At 73.2% G+C, this 18,202-nt stretch carries 13 protein-coding genes; 5 read left to right on the top strand and 8 right to left on the bottom strand.

Annotation, left to right across the window (positions count from 1 at the left end):
* Positions 1-165 precede the first annotated feature (165 nt).
* Positions 166-2,055, top strand: coding sequence for a molecular chaperone HtpG (gene htpG, locus KB893_RS17170; RefSeq protein ID WP_211926478.1), 1,890 nt, complete (start codon positions 166-168; stop codon positions 2,053-2,055).
* 81 nt (positions 2,056-2,136) lie between these two features.
* Here htpG and KB893_RS17165 read toward each other — a convergent pair whose 3' ends face one another.
* Entirely contained in the window at positions 2,137-3,636 is a 1,500-nt protein-coding gene (locus tag KB893_RS17165) for an MATE family efflux transporter (RefSeq protein ID WP_211926477.1), read from the bottom strand.
* 200 nt (positions 3,637-3,836) lie between these two features.
* On the opposite strand from KB893_RS17165, the gene KB893_RS17160 reads away from it, so the two are divergent.
* Positions 3,837-4,256: an RNA-binding S4 domain-containing protein gene (locus tag KB893_RS17160; protein WP_211926476.1), complete on the top strand. Its 420-nt coding sequence runs from the start codon at positions 3,837-3,839 to the stop codon at positions 4,254-4,256.
* 12 nt (positions 4,257-4,268) lie between these two features.
* Here the strand turns inward: KB893_RS17160 and KB893_RS17155 are convergent, their stop codons facing one another.
* Entirely contained in the window at positions 4,269-4,919 is a 651-nt protein-coding gene (locus KB893_RS17155; protein WP_211926475.1) for a hypothetical protein, read from the bottom strand.
* 100 nt (positions 4,920-5,019) lie between these two features.
* Entirely contained in the window at positions 5,020-7,275 is a 2,256-nt protein-coding gene (gene katG / locus KB893_RS17150; RefSeq protein WP_211926474.1) for a catalase/peroxidase HPI, read from the bottom strand.
* A gap of 527 nt (positions 7,276-7,802) precedes the next feature.
* Between katG and thrA the strand changes: the two genes are divergently transcribed.
* The 3 genes from thrA to thrC are packed head-to-tail and all read left to right on the top strand — an operon-like array spanning position 7,803 to position 12,588.
* Entirely contained in the window at positions 7,803-10,319 is a 2,517-nt protein-coding gene (thrA, locus tag KB893_RS17145; RefSeq protein WP_213173928.1) for a bifunctional aspartate kinase/homoserine dehydrogenase I, read from the top strand.
* Positions 10,316-11,278 (top strand): homoserine kinase, encoded by a 963-nt coding sequence (locus KB893_RS17140; RefSeq protein ID WP_246505759.1) that lies wholly within the window; start codon positions 10,316-10,318, stop codon positions 11,276-11,278. The genes thrA and KB893_RS17140 overlap by 4 nt, the downstream gene beginning before the upstream one ends.
* A gap of 5 nt (positions 11,279-11,283) precedes the next feature.
* Positions 11,284-12,588 carry a threonine synthase gene (gene thrC, locus KB893_RS17135; RefSeq protein ID WP_213173933.1) on the top strand — a complete coding sequence of 435 codons (1,305 nt, stop codon included), beginning with the start codon at positions 11,284-11,286 and terminating at the stop codon, positions 12,586-12,588.
* Positions 12,589-12,640: 52 nt separating this feature from the next.
* On the opposite strand, the gene mutS is transcribed toward thrC, so the two are convergent.
* From mutS to KB893_RS17110, 5 genes are all read right to left on the bottom strand, one after another.
* Positions 12,641-15,172 carry a DNA mismatch repair protein MutS gene (mutS, locus tag KB893_RS17130; protein ID WP_246505763.1) on the bottom strand — a complete coding sequence of 844 codons (2,532 nt, stop codon included), beginning with the start codon at positions 15,170-15,172 and terminating at the stop codon, positions 12,641-12,643.
* Positions 15,173-15,376: 204 nt separating this feature from the next.
* Entirely contained in the window at positions 15,377-16,234 is an 858-nt protein-coding gene (locus KB893_RS17125) for a DUF3618 domain-containing protein (RefSeq protein WP_211927659.1), read from the bottom strand.
* Positions 16,231-16,674, bottom strand: a complete 444-nt coding sequence (locus tag KB893_RS17120; protein ID WP_211927660.1) for a phage holin family protein — start codon at positions 16,672-16,674, stop codon at positions 16,231-16,233. Before KB893_RS17120 ends, KB893_RS17125 begins: the two co-directional genes overlap by 4 nt.
* A complete protein-coding gene (locus KB893_RS17115; RefSeq protein WP_211927661.1) occupies positions 16,671-17,426 on the bottom strand; it encodes a hypothetical protein in 756 nt (251 codons plus the stop codon). Before KB893_RS17115 ends, KB893_RS17120 begins: the two co-directional genes overlap by 4 nt.
* 228 nt (positions 17,427-17,654) lie before the next feature.
* A complete protein-coding gene (locus KB893_RS17110) occupies positions 17,655-18,173 on the bottom strand; it encodes an SDR family NAD(P)-dependent oxidoreductase (protein WP_246505758.1) in 519 nt (172 codons plus the stop codon).
* Positions 18,174-18,202: the final 29 nt, after the last annotated feature.

Below are 18,202 nucleotides of genomic sequence, written 5' to 3'. Positions count from 1 at the left end.
CGGCGTTGAAGCCCTTCTCCACAGGTCGCGGCTGAAGCCGCTCCTACGGATCGACGTCCGGCGCCGGGCTCGAACCCGAGCCACTCGCACTGGCCCGTGCGCTTGAAAACGGCACCCGTGCGTCCCACCTCCGGCTGCAGTCTTCCACTCCATCCGACTGCCACCATGACCGTCGAGACCCATGCCTTCCAGGCCGAGGTGAAGCAGGTTCTGCACCTCGTCATCCACTCGCTGTACTCCAACAAGGACATCTTCCTGCGCGAGCTGGTGTCCAACGCCTCCGACGCCTGCGACAAGCTGCGCTTCGAGGCGATCAGGCAGCCGGAGCTGCTCGGCGACGACAGCACGCTGGCCATCGACATCCGCTTCGATGCGGATGCCCGCACCGTCACCATCGCCGACAACGGCATCGGCATGAGCCGCGACGAGCTCGCCGAGCACCTCGGCACGATCGCGCGCTCGGGCACGAAGAAGTTCCTCGAGAACCTGAGCGAGAACGACAAGTCCAACGCCCAGCTCATCGGCCAGTTCGGCGTCGGCTTCTATTCCGCCTTCATCGTCGCCGACCGGGTCAGCGTGACCTCGCGCCGCGCCGGCAGCGACGAGGCCTGGACCTGGGAGTCCTCGGCCGACGGCGAGTTCACCCTGGCCGGCGCCGACAGGGCGACCCGCGGCACGACCATCGTCCTGCACCTGCGCGAGGGCGAGGACGAGTACCTCAACGGCTGGAAGCTCAGGAGCCTGGTGCACAAGTACTCCGAGCACATCGACTTCCCGATCCGCCTGCCGGCGGAGAAGGCGGGCGAGGAGGGCGACGGGGACGAGAGCGACGAGCTCGAGACGGTGAACGAGGCGACCGCGCTGTGGACGCGCGCGCGCAGCGAGATCAGCGACGACGAGTACAAGGCCTTCTACAAGCACGTCTCCGGCGACTTCGGCGACCCGCTGGTGTGGACGCACAACCGGGTCGAGGGCAACCAGAACTTCACCTCGCTGCTGTACGTGCCGGCCAAGGCGCCGTTCGACTTCATGGGCGGCGGCCGCGACGAGCGCAAGGGCCTGAAGCTCTACATCAAGCGCGTCTTCATCATGGACGCGGCCGAGCAGATGCTGCCGCCCTACCTGCGCTTCGTGCGCGGCGTGGTCGACTCCGACGACCTGCCGCTCAACGTCAGCCGCGAGCTGCTGCAGTCCAGCCGCCAGGTCGAGCGCATCAAGGGCGCGCTGACCAAGCGCGCGATCGACCTGCTCGAGAAGCTGGCGCGCGAGGAGCCGGAGCGGTACGCCGGCTTCTGGAAGGAGTTCGGCGGCGTGCTGAAGGAGGGCGTCGCCGACGATCCCTCGTCCGCCGAGCGCCTGATGAAGCTGCTGCGCTTCCCGTCGACGCAGAGCGCGGGCCCCGACGAGCTGGTCGCGCTGGAGCAGTACGTCGAGCGGATGAAGCCGGGGCAGGACGCGATCTACTACCTCACCGCCGACGGCTGGAACGCGGCCAGGAACAGCCCGCAGCTCGAGGCGCTCAAGGCGCGCGGCATCGAGGTGCTGCTCATGCACGAGCGCATCGACGAGTGGATGGCCGGCTACCTGACCCGCTTCGCCGACAAGCCGTTCCGCAACGTCGCCAAGGGCGAGCTCGACCTCGACGCGCTCGAGGGTGCCGACGACGCCGGGACCAGGGCGAAGCGCGAGGAAGCGGCCAAGGCGGCGGAGCCGGTGGTGGAGAAGATCAAGGCCGCGCTCGGCGAGCGGGTGAAGGAGGTCAAGGTCTCCAGCCGCCTGACCGATTCCGCCTCCTGCCTGGTGCTCGGCGAGTACGACATGGCCCTGCACATGCAGCGCCTGCTCAAGGCCGCCGGGCAGATGGTGCCGGGCACGCAGCCGTCGCTGGAGATCAATGCGCAGCATCCGCTGGTGCAGCGGATCGGCACCGCGGACGAGGCGACGGCACAGGATCTGTCCCTGCTGCTGTTCGAGCAGGCGCAGATCGCCGAGGGTGCGCAGCTGGAGGACCCGGCGGCCTACGTGCAGCGCGTCAACCGCCTGCTGCTCGGCTGAGCCCCGCGGGGCGCAAGCCGCATCGCCGCCAGGACGGCGCACATCGCAGGATGTGCGCCGTTTCCGTATCCGCGGGTGCGTTCAGCCGCGCGGAGGCGTTCGCGCCGTGCCACCCGCGTCCGGCTCCGGCGGTGGGTCGGCCAGCACCGTCGTCGGTTGCGTTCCCAGTTCCGCGGGCGCCGCGACCGGCTCCGCCTGGTCCGGCCCGAGCATGCGCGCCCGCCGCCAGCCGCCCCAGCGGTAGTAGGCCAGCGACAGTCCCATCGACACCGCGGAACTCACCGGAAACGCCCACCACAGCGCGTCGGCGCCGAGCCAGGGCTGGGCGAACTTCGCGAACGGCACGCGCACGCCCCACAGCGCCAGGCCCAGCATCAGCAGCGGCGGCACCACGGCGCCGGTCGAGCGCACCACGCCGGAGACGACGAAAGTCACGCCGAAGAACAGGAAGGACCAGATCGCGATGTGGTTGAGGTGCCGCGCGATCTCCACCGCCTCGCTGCCCGGCGGCAGGAACAGGCGCAGCGCGAGCCGGTCCAGCAGCACGATCGCCACGACCAGCGTGCCGGTCATCGCGAAGTTGCAGGCGACGCCGGCGCGCGCGGTGGCATGCACCCGCGGCCAGCGGCCGGCGCCGACGTTCTGCGCGGCCATCGACGAGGCGGCCGCGCCGATCGCCATCGCCGGCATCTGCACGTAGGTCCACAGCTGCAGGGCGGCGCCGTAGCCGGCCGCGGTCCCGCTGCCGAAGCCGTTGACCATCGAGATCAGCGCGATCATCGACAGCGAGATCAGCACCATCTGCAGGCCCATCGGCACGCCCTTGACCACCAGCGCGCGCAGGATCTTCGGGTCCGGGACGAGCAGGCGGCGCTCGCCGCGCCCGATCCACAGCGGATGCCGGCGCCGGCGCAGGTGCGCCAGCAGCGCGGCGAGGCCGATCACGTTGGCCAGCAGCGTGGCCGTGGCCGCGCCGGCGATGCCGAGCTCCGGGAACGGGCCGAGGCCGAACAGCAGCAGCGGGTTGAGCGCGATGTCGAGCACGACCACGCCCGCCAGGAACAGGAACGGCGTGCGCGCGTCGCCGGCGCCGCGCAGCACTGCCGAGACGAAGGTGAAGGCGAACAGCACCGGCACCGCGAGGAAGATCACCCGCAGGTAGGCCTCGGCCAGCGGCAGGGCGTCCGCCGGCGTATCCATCCACACCAGGATGTGCCGCGCCAGCGGCAGGCCCACGGCGGCGATGGCGACCGCGGTGCCGATGAAGAAGGTCGCGCTGGTGCCCATCACCCGCCGCGCCTGTGCGAGATCGCGCGCGCCCATGGCCTGCGCGACCAGGATGGTCGCGGCCATGCCCACGCCGAACACCGAGCCGAGCAGGAAGAACAGGATGTTGTTGGCATTGGTGGTCGCGGTCAGCGCGGCCTCGCCGAGGAAGCGGCCGACCCAGACCGCATTGACCGAGCCGTTGAGCGACTGCAGCACGTTGCCGGCGAGGATCGGCAGGGCGAAGACGACGAGCGTGCGCGCGACCGGGCCCTCGGTAAGGCGGCGGTCGCGCTGCGGCGGGCGTGCGGGCATCGATGGCGGCGGCTGCGGACGGCCGCCCATGATGCGCGGAGCGGATGCGGCAGGCGTGAGCGCAGGCGTATCCTGACCGCCCACCGTCCCTCGTCGTGTGCGATGCGCGCATCCTTCCCCATCGCGGTTTCTTCCGGCGCCCCGCAAGCCGGCTGCGGCAGCACGCCGCGCGGATCCGACGCCGCCGCGCAGCCTCGCGCATGAGCGACGAGCTCGTCCCCAGCGTCCGCCTCGACGTGTGGCTGTGGGCCGCGCGCTTCTTCAAGACCCGCGCGCTGTCCAAGCAGGCGATCGAGAACCACCGCGTCGAGGTGGCCGGCGCCGCGGCCAAACCGTCCCGCGCCGTGCGCGTGGGCGACCGCGTCGCGGTGACCCGCGGCAGCGAGCGCTACGAGATCGACGTCCTCGGCCTGTCCGACACGCGCGGCCCGGCGCCGGTGGCGCAGGCGCTGTACGCCGAGACCGCCGCCTCGGTCGCCGCGCGCGAGGCCGAGCGCGAGCGCCGCCGCGCCGAGGGCGGCCCGGTGGCACCGCCGAAGCGTCCGGACAAGAAGGCGCGGCGCCAGATCAAGTCGTTCAAGGGCGACAACGACGGCCTGCCGCCGTGGTTCCCGCGCTGAGCCGACGCCGCCTCAGCCGGCGCGCCGCCGCGCACCCGCCCTGGCGATCCAGCCCACGCCGACGAGGCACGCCAGCACCGCGGCGCGCACGTCCGGACGGATCAGCAGGGCGACCAGTCCGATCGCGGTGGCGACCAGCAGCAGCCCCAGGAAACCACGGCCGGCCAGGGGACTGCCGTTGTAGCGCAGCGGTCCGGTGCCGCTCGCGCCGCCGCCGTAGACGTGCCGGTCCAGGCGCGGGATCAGCGTCCGGCAGAATTCGAGGTAGGACGCATCCGGCAGGACCTGCCGGTAACCCAGGCGGCGGCCGTCGGCGAGGTGCAGGCCCAGGACGGGACCGCTGCGGAAGTCGTCGTGGATCGAGTAGCGCCTGATCGCATCGAACGGCACCGCACCATGCAGCGCGGAGACGAATCCGTCCGCGCCGAGCTCGATGCGCTCGGGGCGGAGGATCCACCGGCGCACGGCGATCGCCACGGCGACACCCGGGGCCAGCACCAGAAGCACGATGAGGGCGATGCCCGACGGCGCGTCCAGCGCCCGAGGGACGACGAGCAGCAACACACCGCTGCCGAGCAACATGGCCACCGTCATGCCCGCGACGGCGGCGAGCAGGCGCCGCGCGTCGACGCAGCGGAAACGGAACACGTGGGGCGTGGTCATCCTGGAAGCGGCCGCCAGGGCGCGGCCCCGCTGAAGACGAGCTCCTCATGCTAACGCCCCCGCGGCGCGGGTCGAGCGCGCGCCGCGGGGGCGTTGCGTGTCAGTGGAGGTCGAAGCGGTCCAGGTCCATCACCTTGCACCAGGCCGCGACGAAGTCGCGCACGAACTTCTCCTGCGCGTCCTCGCTCGCATAGACCTCGGCGAGCGCCCGCAGCACGGCGTGGGAGCCGAACACCAGGTCGGCGCGGGTGCCGGTCCACTTCACCTCGCCGGTGCCGCGGTCGCTGCCCTCGAACACCTCCTGCGCATCCGACGTCGCCCGCCACACCGTGCCCATGTCGAGCAGGTTGACGAAGAAGTCGTTGCTCAGGACCCCGGGACGCGCGGTGAACACGCCGTGCGGCGACTGGCCCGCGTTCGCCCCGAGCACGCGCAGGCCGCCGAGCAGCACGGTCATCTCCGGCGCGGTCAGGGTGAGCAGCTGGGCGCGATCGATCAGCAGCGCTTCGGCCGGGACCGACCAGCGGCGCCTGCTGTAGTTGCGGAAGCCGTCCGCCGCGGGCTCGAGCACCGCGAACGACTCCACGTCGGTCTGTGCCTGGCTGGCATCGGTGCGGCCGGGGGCGAAGGGCACGGTGACCGCTACGCCCGCCGCGCGCGCGGCCTGCTCCACGCCGGCCGCGCCGCCGAGCACGATGAGGTCGGCCAGCGAGATCTTCCTGCCGTCCTCGCGGGCGTTGAACTCCGCCTGGATGCCCTCCAGCACCGCCAGCACCTTCGCCAGCCGCGCCGGTTCGTTGACGTCCCAGTCCTTCTGCGGAGCGAGCCGGATGCGCGCGCCGTTGGCACCGCCGCGCCTGTCGGAGCCGCGGAAGGTCGAGGCCGAGGCCCAGGCGGTGGCGACCAGGTCGGCCACGTCCAGGCCGGAGCCGAGGATCTTCTCCTTGAGCGCCGCGATGTCCTGCTCGTCGGCCAGCGCGTGGTCGACCGCCGGCACCGGGTCCTGCCAGATCAGTTCCTCGGCCGGCACCTCGGGGCCCAGGTAGCGCGCGCGCGGTCCCATGTCGCGGTGGGTGAGCTTGAACCAGGCGCGGGCGAAGGCGTCGGCGAACTGCTCCGGGTGCTCCAGGAAGCGCCGCGAGATCGCCTCGTAGGCCGGATCGAAGCGCAGCGCGAGGTCGGTGGTGAGCATGGTCGGCCGGTGCTTCTTCGATGCGTCGTGGGCGTCGGGAACGACCGGCGCCGCGTGCTTGGCCACCCACTGGTGTGCGCCCGCGGGGCTGCGGGTCAGCTCCCATTCGTAGCCGAACAGGTGTTCGAAGAAGTCGTTGCTCCAGCGCGTGGGCGTGCGGGTCCAGGTCACCTCGAGGCCGCTGGTGACGGTGTCGCCGGCTTTGCCGGAGCCGAAGCCGTTGCGCCAGCCCAGGCCCTGTTCCTCCATGCCTGCGGCCTCGGGCTCGGCGGCGACGTGCGCGGCATCGCCGGCGCCGTGGGTCTTGCCGAAGGTGTGGCCGCCGGCGATGAGGGCGACGGTCTCCTCGTCGTTCATGGCCATCCGCGCGAAGGTCTCGCGGATGTCGTGCGCGGCCGCCACCGGGTCGGGATTGCCGTCGGGGCCTTCCGGATTCACGTAGATCAGGCCCATCTGCACGGCCGCCAGCGGGTTCTCGAGCTCGCGGCCGGCGTCGGTGCGCGAGGTCTCGCTGCCGTGCAGGTCGGCGTCGGCCACGAGCACGCCGGTGTCCGCCTCGGGCTTGCCCCTGCCGTAGCGGATGTCGCCGCCGAGCCAGGTCGTCTCCTTGCCCCAGTACACGTCCTGGTCCGGCTCCCAGGTGTCCTCGCGGCCGCCGGCGAAGCCGAAGGTCTTCAGGCCCATCGACTCCAGCGCCACGTTGCCGGTCAGGATCATCAGGTCGGCCCAGGAGATCTTCTGGCCGTACTTCTGCTTGATCGGCCACAGCAGGCGCCGCGCCTTGTCCAGGTTGACGTTGTCCGGCCAGCTGTTGAGCGGGGCGAAGCGCTGCTGCCCGCGGCCGCCGCCGCCGCGGCCGTCGCCGACGCGGTAGGTGCCCGCGCTGTGCCAGGCCATGCGGATGAAGAGCGGACCGTAGTGGCCGAAGTCGGCCGGCCACCACTCCTGCGAATCGGTCATCAGCGCGTGCAGGTCGCGTTTCACCGCGTCGAGGTCGAGGCTCCTGAAGGCCTCGGCGTAATCGAACGCCGGGTCGAGCGGGTTCGACCTGGCCGAATGCTGGCTGAGCAGGTCGACGCGCAGCTGCTGCGGCCACCAGTCGCGGTTGGTGGTGGCCTCGCCGACGACGGCGTGGTTGAAGGGGCACTTGGCGGGAGCGTTCATGGCTGTCTCCGGAGGAGTCGTGTGCTTCGATGCCGTGCAAGCGGCGGCGGCCGCAGGGTGTCGTGCGGGTCTGGGAACGCTAAGAGCCTGCGATCAGAAAGTGAATTTCAATTGTTCTACGCAATCGATAGTGCGCAGCTATCGCCGATCGAATCCTGATCATGGGGTGCCTGGGTTGTCGCCGTGCCGGGCGCCCAATCGGCCACGATGCAGACTCCGGCGCTGAAGAAGTAGGCCGATCGTGCCGATCCGACGCCTTGCCCGCACATCGGATGCTGCGCTACAAGGTCGCCATGGCCGCCGCCCGCATCTCCGCTTCTGCCGCCCCGTGCATCGCGCACGGGCCGGACACGCGTGGCAGCGTCCCCGTCGTCGTCCGCACCACCACCATCGGCGGTACCGGTACCACCGGTAGGCCGGGGTGCGTGCGGTCGGGAGCCTGAAGATCCCCCACCGCCGCACCCGGAACGGGGTGCGGCGACGACGATCGCGGCCCCACCGGCGCGGCCTTGCAGAAGGTCCACGCCATGTCGCTCGTCACCGCTGCTCCAGATCCCTCCGCTCCCGTCGCTGACGCCGTGCCCGGCCTGCGCTGCCGTGCGCACAAGTTCGGTGGATCGAGCCTTGCCGATGCCTCGCGCATCGCGGCCGTGGCGGTGATCCTGCAGGAGGACGCGATCGCTCCCCGGCTCGTGGTCGCCTCGGCCATGCGTGGCGTCACCGACGCCCTGGTCGACCTGGCGGCGCGGGCCTGCGCCGGCGACGACGGGTGGACGGTCGCGCTCGACGCACTGCGCGCCCGCCATCGCCAGGCGGCCGAGGCGCTGGGTGCGAGCGCAATGCCCGGGGCCTGGCTGGACGAGGCCTTCGACGCCCTCGCAAGGCAGGCGTCGGCACTGGCAGGCGCCGCGCCGGCGCCTGCGGACGTGCTCGCCGCGATCCACGGCAGCGGCGAACTGTGGTCGTCGCGCCTGCTGCACGCGGCGCTCGGCGGCGAGGCCGCAGGCTGGGCGTGGCTGGATGCGCGCGAGGTGCTGGTGGTCGCCCACGGCGAACTCGGCGCGACCGTCGACTGGGCACGGAGCGCGGCGCAGCTCGCGGCCTGGCGCGCGGCGCATCCGCAGCGCGACGTGGTGGTGACCGGCTTCCTCGCCTGCGACGACGGCGGGCGCACCACCACGCTCGGCCGCAACGGCGGCGACTATTCGGCGGCGATCTTCGCCGCGCTGTTCGAGGCCGAGGCGCTCACCATCTGGACCGACGTCGACGGCGTGCTCTCGGCAGACCCGCGGCGCGTGCCCGACGCCGTCTGCCTGCCCGGCCTGTCCTATGCCGAGGCCTGCGAGCTCGCCTACTTCGGCGCCAAGGTCATCCATCCGCAGACGCTGGCGCCGGTGATGGCGCGCGGCATGCCGCTGTGGATCCGCAACAGCCTGCGGCCCGGGGCGCCGGGCACGCGCATTGGACCGGACGCGGTGGCCGCGACCAGCCCGGTGAAGGGCATCAGCCTGGTCCACGACCTCGCGGTGCTGGAGGTCAGCGGCGCCGGCATGATCGGCGTGCCCGGCACCGCCGAGCGCGTGTTCTCGGCGCTGCACGCGGTCGCCGTGTCGGTGGTGATGATCTCGCAGGGCTCGTCCGAGCATTCGATCTGCTGCGTCGTGCGCGCCGCCCAGGCCGCCCGCGGCGAGGCGGCGGTGCGCGATGCGTTCGCGGCCGAGATCGCCAGCGGCCAGATCCAGGGCGTGCGCGTGGATCCGGACATCGCCGTCCTCGCCGCGGTCGGCGACGGCATGGTCGGCACGCCGGGGGTGGCCGCGCGCCTGCTGGGCGGGCTGGCGCGGGCGCACGTCAATGCGCGCGCGATCGCGCAGGGGGCATCCGAGCGCAGCATCTCGGTGGCGATCGCCGCGGCCGATGCCGAACGTGCGCTGCGCGCCGCGCACGCCGCCTTCTGGCTGTCGCCGCACACGCTGTCGATCGGCGTGGTCGGCGTCGGCAACGTCGGCCGCGCCCTCGTCGCCCAGCTCGCCGCGGCGGCGCCGCGGCTGCGCGAGGAGCGCGGCATCGACCTGCGCGTGCGCGCGCTCGCCACCAGCCGGCGCATGCGCCTGGCCGCCGGTGCGCTGGAGCCCGCGGCGCTGGCGCGCGATCTCGGCGACGCCGACGCGGAGGCCGACCTCGACCTGCTTGCCGCGCACGTGCGCGGCGGCGACCTGCCGCACGCGGTGATCGTCGACTGCAGCGCGAGCCCGCAGGTGGCCGCGCGCTACGCCGACTGGCTCGCCGCCGGCATCCACGTGGTGACGCCGAACAAGCAGGCCGGCAGCGGCGACCTCGCGCGCTGGCGCGGCATCCGTGCGGCCGCGGCCGCGGGCAACGCGCGCTTCCGCTACGAGGCGACGGTCGGCGCCGGCCTGCCGGTGATCCAGACCCTGCGCAGCCTGCTCGACACCGGCGACGAGCTGGTCGCGATCGAGGGCCTGCTGTCCGGCACGCTGGCCTGGCTGTTCAACCGCTTCGACGGCAGCCGTCCGTTCTCGGAGCTGGTGCGCGAGGCGCATGCGCAGGGCTATACCGAGCCCGACCCGCGCGACGACCTCGGCGGCATCGACGTCGCGCGCAAGGTGGTGATCCTGGCGCGCGAGGCCGGCTGGCCGCTGTCGCTGGACCAGGTCGAGGTCGAGGGCCTGGTGCCGGCGGCGCTGCTCGAGGTCGAGCGTGCGACCTTCCTCGCGCGGCTGGAGGAGCTCGACGCGCCGATGGCCGCGCGGCTGTCCGCGGCGCGTGCGGAGGGGCGGGTGCTGCGCTATCTCGCGCGCCTGGAGCGCGACGGGACCGCCCGGGTCGGGCCGGTCGCGATCGACCCCGCGCACGCCTGCGCGCACGGGCGCCTGACCGACAACCTGGTGCAGTTCACCACCCGCCGCTACGCCGAGAATCCGCTGGTGGTGCAGGGGCCGGGCGCCGGTCCGGACGTGACCGCGGCGGGCGTCTTCGGCGATCTTCTGCAGGTCGCGCACGGCCTGGGAGCCTCGCTTTGAGTTCGATCGTCCGTCCGGCGCCGCCGCGCGCCGCGCTGCGCACCGAGGCGGTGGCGCGTGCGCCGGCCAGCGTCGGCAACATCGGCGTCGGCTTCGACCTGCTCGGGCACGTCTTCGACGGTCCCGCCGACCGCGTGCGGGTCCGCCGCATCGACGCGCCCGAGGTGGTCATCGCCGGGATCGGCGGCGTCGTCGAGGCGCTGCCGCTGGAGGCGGCGCGCAATACCGCCGGATCCGCCCTGCTGGCGATGCGCCAGGCGCTGGGGCTGCCGTTCGGCTTCGAGCTTTGGATCGACAAGGGCATCGCGCTGGGCTCCGGGCTCGGTGGTTCGGCGGCCTCGAGCGTGGCCGCGGTGGTCGCCGCCAACGCGCTCCTGGACACGCCGCTGCCGCGCGAGGCGCTGTATCCGTTCGCCCTCGCAGGCGAGGCCGTGGCCAGCGGCAGCGTGCACGGCGACAACGTCGCGCCGATGCTCCTCGGCGGCGTGGTGCTGGCGACGCCGACGCGCCTGCTCAGGCTGGACGCGCCCGACTGGCTGCACTGCGCGGTGGTGCATCCGGACCTGGTGCTGGAGACCCGCCGCGCCCGCGCGGTGCTGGCCGAGCCGTATCCGCTCGCCGATGTCGTCACGCAGACCGCGCACCTGGGGCTGTTCCTCACCGGCCTGGCGCGCGGCGACCGCGCCCTGCTCCGCGAGGGGCTGGTCGACGTGCTGGTCGAGCCGCGACGCAGGGCGCTGATCCCGGGCTTCGACGCGGTCAAGGCCGCGGCGCTCGACCACGGCACCCTCGGCGCCAGCATCTCCGGCGCGGGACCGAGCGTATTCGCCTGGTTCGACGACGCCGCGCGTGCCGCGGCGGCCGGCGCGGCCATGCGCGCGGCCTTCGCCGAGGCCGGGCTTGCCGCCCGGGCGTGGAGCGCCCCGGTCGCCGGCCCGGCAGCGGAGCTGGTGGCATGAGCGCGATGCGCTACGTGAGCACCCGCGGCGGCGTGGCGCAGACGCCGCTCGCCGATGCCCTGGCCGCAGGGCTGGCGTCGGACGGCGGCCTCTTCGTGCCGGCGCGGCTGCCGCGCTGGACCGGCGGCGACGCACCGCCGGAGACGCTCGCCGGGACCGGCCTGCGCCTGCTGGCTCCGTTCTTCGAGGGCGACATCCTCGCCGATGCGCTGCCGGCGATCTGCGCCGAGGCGTTCGCGATCCCGCTGCCGCTGGTGCCGCTGCATGGCGAGGGTGATTTCGTGCTCGAGCTGTTCCACGGCCCGACCGCGGCGTTCAAGGATTTCGGCGCGCGTTTCCTCGCCGGCTGCCTGCAACGCCTGCCGCGTGCGGACGGGCGCGAGGTGACGATCCTGGTCGCCACCTCCGGCGACACCGGCGCGGCGGTCGCGGGCGCCTTCCACCGGCGGCCGGGCTTCCGCGTGCTGATCCTCTACCCGGACGGACGCGTCTCGCCGCGGCAGGCGCACGGGCTGGAGGCCTGGGGCGACAACGTCGAGGCGCTGCGCGTGGCCGGCAGCTTCGACGACTGCCAGCGCATGGTAAAGGCCGCGCTCGGAGACGCCGCGCTGCGCGCGCGGCATCCGCTGGCCGCGGCCAACAGCATCAGCCTCGGGCGCTGGCTGCCGCAGGCGGTCTACTACGCCGACGCCGCGCTGCGCCATCGCGCCGCCAGCGGGCGCACGCTCAACCTGGTGATCCCGACCGGCAACCTCGGCAATGCCATGGCCGCGCTGCTGGCGCGCGCGATGGGCATGCCGATCGGCGAGGTGGTGCTGGCGAGCAATGCCAACCGCGCGCTGCCGGATTTCCTCGCCGGCGCCGATTACGCGCCACAGCCGACCGTGGCCACCCTGGCCAATGCGATGGACGTCGGCGCGCCCAGCAACATCGAGCGCCTGCGCTGGCTGGAACCGGACGACGCCGCGCTGCGCGCCGACCTGCGTGCGCAGGCGGTCGCCGACGACGCCATCCGCGCCACCATCGGCGCGGCCGCGTCGCGGCACGGCATCGTCCCGTGCCCGCACACCGCCTGCGCGCTGCATGTGCTGGAACGGCTGCGCGCCGACGGCGCGACGGGCGACTGGGCGGCGGTCGCCACCGCGCACCCCGCGAAGTTCGAGGGCACCGTCGAGCCGCTGGTGGGCCATGCGGTCGAGGTGCCGGATGCGCTCGCGCATCTGCTGGCGCGCCCGGCGCGGGCGCGACGGATCGAGGCGACCGATGCGGCGCTGCACGGCGTACTCGACCTGGCGGGCGCGACGCCCTGAGCGCAGGTCCGCGCCGGTGGATCCTCTCCCCGACCGGCGCGGCGGACGCGCGCTACAGCAGCCCCTTGAGCCGATACAGCGCCTCCAGCGCGGCGCGCGGGGCGAGGCTGTCGGGGTCGAGTTCCGCCAGCGCGGCCAGGGCGGGCGAGGGCGGGGCGGCGAACAGGCCCATCTGCTGCGGAGGCGGCCCGGCCGGCGCCGCGCCGGCCTGCTGTTCGCCGCGGCGCTCGAGGTCGGCCAGCGTGTGCCGCGCATCCTCGATAACCGCCGGCGGCAGGCCGGCCAGCGCCGCGACCTGCAGGCCGAAGCTGCGGTTGGCGGGGCCGTCCTTGACCGCATGCATGAACACCAGCTTCTCGCCGTGCTCGACCGCGTCCAGGTGCACGTTGCCGATCCCGCTGCCGGCCTCGGCCAGCGCGGTCAGCTCGAAGTAGTGGGTGGCGAACAGCGTCCAGGCGCGGTTGTGGCCGGCGAGGTGGCTGGCGCAGGCCTGGGCCAGCGCGAGGCCGTCGTAGGTCGAGGTGCCGCGTCCGATCTCGTCCATCAGCACCAGCGACTGCGCCGTGGCGTGGTGGAGGATGTAGGCGGTCTCGGCCATCTCGACCATGAAGGTCGACTGCCCGCGGGCGAGGTCGTCGCCGGCGCCGATGCGGGTGAGGATGCGGTCGATCGGGCCGATGCAGGCGCTGGCCGCCGGCACGAAGCTGCCGATGTGGGCGAGCAGCACGATCAGCGCGTTCTGGCGCATGTAGGTGCTCTTGCCGCCCATGTTCGGGCCGGTGATGACCAGCATCCGGCGCGCGTCGTCGAGGTCCAGGTCGTTCGGTTCGAAGGGCTCGTCGCGCACCGCCTCGACCACCGGATGGCGGCCGCGCTCGATGCGCAGCACCGGGTGTTCCGACAGCTCCGGACGCGACCAGTCCAGCGCCTCGGCCCGCTCGGCGAAGGCGCACAGCACGTCGAGCTCGGCCAGCGCCTGCGCGGCGCGCTTGAGCGCCTCCAGCACCGCCGCGAGGCTGTCGAGCAGCTCCTCGTACAGGCCGCGCTCGCGCGCGAGCGCGCGCTCCCGTGCGGAGAGCACCTTGTCCTCGAAGGCCTTGAGTTCCTCGGTGATGTAGCGCTCGGCGTTGGTGAGCGTCTGCCGCCGCGTGTAGTGGGTCGGCGCCTTCGCCGCCTGCGCCTTGCCGAGCTCGATGTAGTAGCCGTGCACGCGGTTGTAGCCGACCTTGAGCGTCGTCACGCCGGTCGCCTCGCGCTCGCGCCGTTCGAGGTCGACGAGGAACTGGTCGGCATGGGTCGACAGCCGGCGCAGCTCGTCGAGTTCGGCGTCGAATCCTTCGGCGATGGCGCCGCCGTCGCGCAGCAGCGCCGGCGGCGTCGGCGCGACGGCGGAGGAGAGCAGCTCGCAGGTCGCGGCATGCTCGCCGAGTTCGCGGGAGAGCGCGTCCAGGCGCGGCGAGTCCAGCGGCGCGAGCAGGTCGCGCAGCTCCGGCAGCGCGCGCAGGCCGTCGCGCAGGGTGGAGAGGTCGCGCGGCCGCGCCGAGCGCAGGGCGACGCGGGTGAGGATGCGCTCGACGTCGCCGATGCCGCGGAAGCGTTCGCGCAGGTCGTCGCCGGCGCGCGATTCGACCAGCGCGGCGACGGCGTGGTGGCGTTCTTCCAGAGTGCGCCGGTCGCGCAGCGGGCGATGCAGCCAGCGCCGGAGCAGGCGGCCGCCCATCGGCATCACCGTGGCGTCGAGCACGCCCAGCAGGGTGTGGCGGGTCTTGCCGTCGACGCGGGTGTCGAGTTCGAGATGGCGGCGGGTGGCCGCGTTCATCGCGATGGTCTCCGCCGTCGACTCCACCGCGATCGCGGTCAGGTGCGGCAGGCGCTGCTTCTGCGTCTCCTCCACGTAGCCGAGCAGGGCGCCGCAGGCGGCGACGGCGGCCGGCAGCTCCTCGATGCCGAAGGCGGACAGGTCCTGCAGGCCGAAGAAGCGCAGCAGCTGGCGGCGCGCGCTGTCGGCGTCGAACAGCCACGGCGGGCGCCGGCGCACGCCGCTGCGCGCCAGCGCCGGCTGCGGCCAGCCGTCCTCGTCGGGCACCAGCAGTTCGGCGGGCTCCAGCCGCGCGAGTTCGGCGGCCAATGCGTCCTCGTCGGCGATCTCGCAGCACAGGAAGCGCCCGCCGGCGAGGTCCGCCCAGGCCAGCCCGTAGCCCGAGCGGCCTCGCGCCACCGCCATCAGCAGGGTGTCGCGGCGCTCCTCGAGCAGGGCCTCGTCGGTCACCGTGCCCGGCGTGACGATGCGCACCACCTTGCGCTCGACCAGGCCCTTGGCCTGCGCCGGGTCGCCGATCTGCTCGCAGATGGCGATCGACTCGCCCAGCGCCACCAGCCGCGCGAGATAGCCCTCGACCGCATGTACGGGCACGCCCGCCATCGGGATCGGCGCGCCGCCGGAGCTGCCGCGCTGGGTCAGGGTGATGTCGAGCAGCTCCGCCGCTCGCCGTGCGTCGTCGTAGAACAGCTCGTAGAAATCGCCCATCCGGAAGAACAGCAGGATGTCCGGATGCTCCGCCTTGGCGGCGAAGAACTGCTTCATCAGCGGCGTGTGTTCGGCCGGCTTGCTCACGGGCGGGTCGGGGGTCGGAAGGTGACCCGCCATTGTGCCCCCTCGACCGGCGGGCGTGGGCCTGCCGGCGGGCGCAGCCGTTCCATGGGGCGCGGCGTTGCAGCCTCTGCGCAGGCATGAAAGAAGGGCGCGCGCCTCGCGGCGCGCGCCCTCGTGTGCGGACGAGGCCGCTCGTCAGACCATGCTGCCCGGTCGGTCCGGGTTGGTCTGCGACCGCGTCTGCGGGGGCGCGGAGGAACCGCTGCCGCCGTCGCCACGATGGGCGACGCGCTCCTGCGCGCGCTCGACGGCGCGGCTGCCGGCCTCGGCGGCGCGGCCGAGACCTTCCTGGGCCGAGCGGCGGGCGCGATCGCCGGCGCGATCGCTGTACTCGCCGAGCAGCCGATCCTCCTGTTCCGTGGACGGCAGCAGTGCGCCGAGCAGCGCACCCGCGGCGATGCCGACCGCGCCGAGCGCCAACGGGTTCGAGCGGAACGCGCTCTGCACGCTGTCGGCGGTGCGGCGGCTGCCGTCGCGGATCGCGCGGCCGGTGTCGTGCATGGTGTTGCCGGCGCGGTCGCGCGCGTCGTTCCAGCGTGCCGACGCGTTTTCGCCGAGGCGGTGGGCGCGGTCGCCGAGGTCGTGGGCGCGACCGGAGGCGTCCTCGCGCAGGTGCCGCGCGCGTTCGGAGAGGTCGTGCCCCGCCTGGCCTGCACGCTCGCCGACGCTCGGTCCCGTGTTAACGCCGGACGCGGCGCCCCGATAGGGCACCGGCGGCGCGCGGTCGCTGCCGGCGTACAGCCAGAGCAGGCCGGCGGCAGTGAGGATGGTCGGGACCGGATTGGCTTTCACCGTGTTGCCGAGGTTCTGGGCGAAGTCGCGGCCGTGCCCGCGGGTGTAGCCGAGGACGCGCTCGAACATCTCGCCGGGGGAGAGCTTGTTCTCGAGTGCGCCGACGAGTTCGCCGATGTGGTCGCGCTGCGCGTCGATCTCGCGTTCCAGCTCCTCGGGCGACTTCTGCGACTGGCTCTGGAATCGGTGCTGGGCGTTCATGTGGTCCTCCGGGTCACGGCGTCGGCGTCCTTGTGCAGGGAATCGATGGTGTGCCTGGGCTTGAGCGAGCGCACCTCGAACTTCTTCTTGCCGGCCTGGACCATGCCGAGGCCGATGACGAGCACCACCGCGCCGACGATCAGCGCCGCCAGCCAAGGCGCGACCACCGTGCTCAGGCCGTAGACTGCGGCCAGCAGCAGCATCAGGAAGCCGCCCAGGGCGACCACGCCGCCGGTCGCGACGGCGCCGGCGCCGGCCTTGGTCGCGCTCAGGTTCTCCTGCATCTCGCTCTTGGCCAGGGCGAGTTCGTTGGTCATCAGCGCAGGGACCTCGCGCGCGAGTTCGCGCAGCAGGCTGCCGACGGAGGCGTTGCCGTCCGCGGCGCCGGTGTAGGTGGTCTCCGCGTAGCGGGTTTCATGGAAGTTGGGCTGGGCGCTCATGGACGGAGGTCTCCCTGGCTGCGCGCGGAGCTGTCGCCGCGCTCTTCGGACGTGCTGAAGGGGTAGGTGGTGGAGCTGCGCGGGGTGGAGCCTGCCGTCGCCTCGCCGTGCAGCCCGCCGGTGGCGAAGGAGGATGTCTGCGATGCCGCGTGGCTCGGCTCGCCCGTAGCCGATCCCTGCGCGCCGGGAGACGTGGTGGCGGCGGCGCCGTAGCGGGCGTCGCCCACGCCGTCGTCGCGGCTGCCGGCGCTGTCGCGGGCGGTATCGGCGTAGGGATTGCTGTGGCGCTCGGTGTCGACGGCGTCGTGGTCGTGGGTGTGCCGGTTCGAGGCGCGCGCAAAGCGCGCCAGGCCAAGGCCGAGGGCGACGCTGCCGCCGATGAACAGCGCGGGGTGCTCGCGGGCGATGCGACGCACGTCGCGGATCAGTTCGTCGCCGCTCTTCTCGCGCAGCGTCCGCGAGAGGCCCGAGATGCGGTCCGCGACGTCGGAGATGTACTCCGAGGCGTGGCCGATGTCGTCGCCGGCCAGTTCCTCGGCGGCGGCGCGCGCGCCGTCGGCGACGCGCTCGAGGCGATCGGCGGCCTGGCCCTGCACCTGCTCGGCGCGGGCCCGGCCTTCGTCCTTCGCCTGCTGCTTGGCCTGCTGCGCGGCCTCGCCGGCATGCTGCTTGAAGTCCTGGACGCGCTCGTCGCCGGACGGATCATTTCCTGATCCGAAGCGATCGCGTGGGGAGTCGTGGGAGATGCTCATGGCGTTGCTCCGTGGCTGATGGGTGGACGGCTTGCGCACCGCCTCGGATGGAACGATGCCGGGCGTCGGACGCTGCCCGGGTGTGTCCATCGTCGGAACGAAGCAGTGACCCGGCCGTCAACCTCGGGTGGGGACGATGCGAAACGGGCCGTGTGCGTCACCGGGCATTCAAGAAGCCGTGCGGCACCCGGAACGACTGCGCGCGGCGGGCCGCCCTGCCGCCGGCGGTCAGCCGTTCGCGTCGCCACGCCCCTGGACACGGCCGGAGTCGCCCGCTGCGTACGACGCGCCCTCGGCTCGGCGCGCCTGCTCGTCGCGGGCCGGGCGTCTCTCCTGGCGTGCGGCGGCGCGGTCGGGCGGCAGGGCCGACATCGGGGTGTCCATCTCCGACATCGCCCCGACCTGACGTCGCGCCCGCCCCTCGTCGCGGCCATGGGGATCGCGCGGGCGACCGTCGCGGGCCCAGCATCGGCGTCGGCAGCTTCGTTCGGAGTCGAGGTGGTTGCGCGCGTTCTCGGGGCAGGGCGTGTCGACGGCGGTGGACTGGATGAGGGTGACGGAGATCGCTACCCCGTCGACGTGCTCCTGCTCGATCCGCAGCGCTTCGGTGAAGCCCTTCACCGCATGCTTCGAAACGGAATACATCCCCTGCAGCGGCAGCGCCGCCTCCGGGGCTTCGCTGCCGAGGTTGATCAGGGCGCCACCGCTGGACTCGAGGGTTGGGCGGGCGACATGGGGAGGCTCCAACGGGCGCGGGCTTTCGTGCCTACACCGCG

Origin of the sequence: Coralloluteibacterium stylophorae (assembly GCF_018122625.2) — a bacterium.
GTDB lineage: Bacteria > Pseudomonadota > Gammaproteobacteria > Xanthomonadales > Xanthomonadaceae > Coralloluteibacterium > Coralloluteibacterium stylophorae.
The sequence above is the reverse complement of the archived record's forward strand: the minus strand, read 5'-3'. Positions and strand labels throughout refer to the sequence as shown.